Raw genomic sequence first — 1603 nt, 5'->3', positions numbered from 1 at the left:
TTATTGTTCCTTGTAAGAATTCGCATTTTAGAAAACTGAATGCTAGTCTATGGGTGTAATAGTCAGTGTAACAAATATCTGACCAATTTTTAATAAGTTATTATATGTCGTTTGTAGAGCAAGGCTTATAAAAAATTATGCTAAATTAACAAAAAGAGCCCCTTCACAATGTGAAAGAGCTCAATTTGAAAAAATTATTTAAATAAGCAATTACCTAGTTCGGCATTAAAACTCCATCTATTACGTGTGTAACGCCATTACTTGAAACTACATCAGCAATAGTAACTGTAGCGCCACCAACCCATACCTTACCATCTTTCACGGTAACTTTTAATTTTTGCCCCTGAGCTGTTGTTAATTCCTGGCCATCCTTAAGGTCTGCAGCCATTAAAGCTCCTGGAACAACGTGGTAGGTAAGAACTTTAGTTAGATCTCCCTTCATTTCAGGCTTCATTAAATTGTCTAATGCCTCTTTAGGAACTTTAGAAAATGCTTCGTTGGTCGGTGCAAATACGGTAAACGGGCCGGTTCCGCTTAGTGTTTCGGCCAATCCTGCGGCCTGAACAGCGGCAACTAAAGTCGTGTGATCATTTGAGCCCGCTGCGTTCTCAACGATGTTCTTTGAAGGAACCATCATTGCGCCACCAACTTCAACTCCCTCACTCATCATTGATTCAGAATCCATCATCGCAGTGGAATCCATCATTGCACTGTCCTGGCTAGCAGACTCAGTTTTTGTTGAATTACAAGATGTAATTGTAGCCACAAATGCTACAGCCATTACTAGGCTTAAAAATTGCTTTTTCATAAAATGTTTTTTGGGTTTTTAAGTTTTATGAGCCTACTTACGAAAGATTGCACACAACGGATTTGAAGACTTTATTTTTTATTTTAATCAATACGATTATGTCAGTGGTTCTCCCGGAATTATGTTTTCAGAGGTTTCTGATCAGGCATTAAAAAGGTAAAGCAGCTATTAAATTCGTTTTTACCTCGGGGCTAGTTTCCGATACTGACTTAAATAAAATTCTTTCCATCTGGTCTAATTATTGTTGTGTATAGGTCAGTTAATTAACGGGATACAAAGTATCCCAATTAAAAGGATTGATTATGGCCATAGATGAACTTAATGCGTTTTTTAGCTCCGTCATTTTACCAGAAACTATTGTGATATCCGAAGGAGTAAAAATAATTAATGTCCCGGATTTTATACAGGGGCACCTGCAAGCTCTAAACTCAATTAGCGAGGAGCCGGTTGCCACAGTATTTTACGACCGGCTAATTATAATCAAAAACCTTCTTTTAGATCAATTAAATTAGGAAATTGAAAACAAAAATAAACCCTCCTTCGTAATTAGCTAATTTTTAAGCTGCTTAGAAGAAGGGTTTTTTGCTAAAGGATTATTTCTTGGTCAGCAAACCCAATACACCCGCGGTCACAAGAGCACCAAAAACGTAGTATGCAACAGTCAATATTTCCCGTTTTTCACTGCTTGCAACAAATTCCTCATTTAAACCCATAGGTTTCGGTGCTTTGAGAGCAGCAAACCCAGCGGAAACACCCGCACCGATTGCACGCACAAGCATAAACTTTTTTCCTCCC

General features: G+C 38.1%; 2 protein-coding genes and 1 pseudogene. 1 reads left to right on the top strand and 2 read right to left on the bottom strand.

Going from position 1 to position 1603, the window contains the following annotated elements; genetic code table 11:
- Positions 1–214: 214 nt before the first annotated feature.
- The gene (locus WBJ10_RS16585) at positions 215–808 is read right to left on the bottom strand and encodes a fasciclin domain-containing protein (protein WP_424292302.1); all 594 of its coding nucleotides are present in this window, start codon (positions 806–808) and stop codon (positions 215–217) included.
- A 302-nt stretch (positions 809–1110) separates the two neighbouring features.
- Between WBJ10_RS16585 and WBJ10_RS16580 the strand changes: the two genes are divergently transcribed.
- A complete protein-coding gene (locus WBJ10_RS16580) occupies positions 1111–1320 on the top strand; it encodes a DUF6965 family protein (protein ID WP_424292300.1) in 210 nt (69 codons plus the stop codon).
- Between the two features lie 81 nt (positions 1321–1401).
- Here the strand turns inward: WBJ10_RS16580 and WBJ10_RS16575 are convergent.
- A pseudogene (locus WBJ10_RS16575) lies at positions 1402–1603 on the bottom strand (hypothetical protein); the annotation flags it as partial.

It is taken from the genome of Daejeonella sp. (genome assembly GCF_049655485.1).
GTDB lineage: Bacteria > Bacteroidota > Bacteroidia > Sphingobacteriales > Sphingobacteriaceae > Daejeonella.
The sequence above is the reverse complement of the archived record's forward strand: the minus strand, read 5'-3'. Positions and strand labels throughout refer to the sequence as shown.

Excerpts from the sequence above, each read along its gene's own strand:
- WBJ10_RS16580 (WP_424292300.1), top strand. The coding sequence starts at position 1,111 with ATGGCCATAGATGAACTTAATGCGTTTTTTAGCTCCGTCATTTTACCA.
- WBJ10_RS16585 (WP_424292302.1), bottom strand. The coding sequence starts at position 808 with ATGAAAAAGCAATTTTTAAGCCTAGTAATGGCTGTAGCATTTGTGGCT.